This is a genomic window from Acutalibacter sp. 1XD8-33 (genome assembly GCF_003612555.1).
Lineage (GTDB): Bacteria > Bacillota > Clostridia > Oscillospirales > Acutalibacteraceae > Acutalibacter.
Genome location: NZ_RAZF01000076.1, coordinates 1 through 1,768, shown reverse-complemented (window position 1 = coordinate 1,768; position 1,768 = coordinate 1). Strand labels below are relative to the sequence as shown.

Below are 1,768 nucleotides of genomic sequence, written 5' to 3'. Positions count from 1 at the left end.
AAGGGGTTTGGGGTGCTACCCCAACAAGCAGAGAAACAGATTTTCGGCGTAACCGCCGAAAATCTGCTTTTGGTATTTGTGGGAACAAATACACTGCTTGCTACAATGGTGACACCCCCAAAAACGGGGGAGATGGCCGCCCTATGCAGCGGCCCACACCTAAGCTACAATGGGAGGGAACCGGACTGACGAGGCACTGCCTGAGCTGTTACGCTCGATTGCGCAAACTGTCAGCCGGCCCTCCCATTGCAGCGTTCGATTTGCGCAGGTTGAGGAGCGGACAACACCGCCCACTCGTGTCACACAGCAAGCTGAATCGGTGATGGGCAGCGGCGGGCGCCGGTTGAAACCATTTTGATTTGGGAGGTTTGCAAATGGAAGATAGAACGATCACCGCTGTTGGCATTGACGTATCCAAGGGGAAAAGCACAGTCGCTATCCGCAGGCCGGGTGGCGAAGTGGTGCTGACACCGTTCCAAGTGGAACATGGCGCTGCCGGACTGTCCGGTCTGGTAAAAACACTGCGGAGCATTGGCGGGGACATTCGCATCGTCATGGAACACACAGGAATGTATTGGCGTCCCATCGCCCTAGCATTGAAAGAGGCGGGCTTCTTCGTCAGCGTGGTCAACGCCATGCTCATCCATGATTTCAGCGACAACTCCCTGCGCAAGGTCAAAACGGACAAGGCCGACTCCATGAAGATCGCCAACTATGCCCTGTCCTTCTGGGCGGAGCTGCGGGACTACTCGCCAGAGGACGAGACCCGGCAGATGCTGAAAATGCAGAATCGTTTATACCTGCGCACTCAAAAATCCAGCGTGGTCCTCCGCAACGGCCTGATCTCTCTGCTGGATCAGGCGTTTCCCGGCGTCAATACGCTTTTTGACACCCAGCCCAGGCGTTCCAACGGCCATTTCAAGTGGGTGGATTTTGTGAAACGCTTCTGGCACAGGGACTGTGTGGCGGGCATTTCCCTCGCCGCTTTCTCGGACGCTTACCGCAAATGGTGTGCCAAATCAGGGTATCGCTTCTCTCAGTCTGACGCCGAAAAACTTCACACCGCCGCTCGAAATACTGTGGCTACATTCCCCAAGAACGACAGTACCAAGCTGCTGATCTTCCAGGCTGTGGACAGCCTGAACGCCGTCTATGATGCGCTGTATATCTTGCGGGGCGAGATGCTCCGTCTGGCTTCCCTGCTGCCGGAATTCGATATTGTCATGGCTATGCAGGGTGCAGGCGAGGTCACCGGGCCGCAGCTTATGGCGGAGATTGGCGATGTGCGCCGGTTCACCCACAAGGGCGCTCTGGTAGCCTTCGCGGGCATGGACGCGCCGCCTTTCCAGTCCGGCACATTCGACTCCAAGTCCCGCCGCATCTCCAAGCGCGGTTCCCCCAATCTGCGAAAGACCCTGTTTATGGTCGCCAGCACAATCCTCCAGCACTCTGACCCGGCCAATCCCATATTTCAGTTCATGGATAAAAAGCGAGCCGAGGGCAAGCACTTTTATGTTTACATGGTGGCCGGCGCTGCCAAATTCCTGCGTATCTACTACGCCAGGGTGAAAGCACATCTGCTGGCCTTGGATGCTGAGGCAAGCACCGCCGCTTAACCGATAACATCAGCCCTGTTCAGCCGGTTTGCAAAAATCTCTCGCTGACCGGCTTGTTTTGTTATACTCATTTTCATGCCGCAAAAATTATGCTGACTTTTTTATTTTGGGGCTTGACACCTATTTGCAGGTTTGCAAAGTAGCGCACGACC

At 55.5% G+C, this 1,768-nt stretch carries 2 protein-coding genes; both read left to right on the top strand.

The annotated features are described in order from the left end of the window. A partial coding sequence (locus D7X94_RS18880; RefSeq protein WP_207667187.1) for a hypothetical protein occupies nucleotides 1–189 on the top strand: 189 nt, incomplete at its 5' end. A gap of 200 nt (nucleotides 190–389) precedes the next feature. Then, a complete protein-coding gene (locus D7X94_RS17830; RefSeq protein ID WP_120429158.1) occupies nucleotides 390–1,616 on the top strand; it encodes an IS110 family transposase in 1,227 nt (408 codons plus the stop codon). Nucleotides 1,617–1,768: the final 152 nt, after the last annotated feature.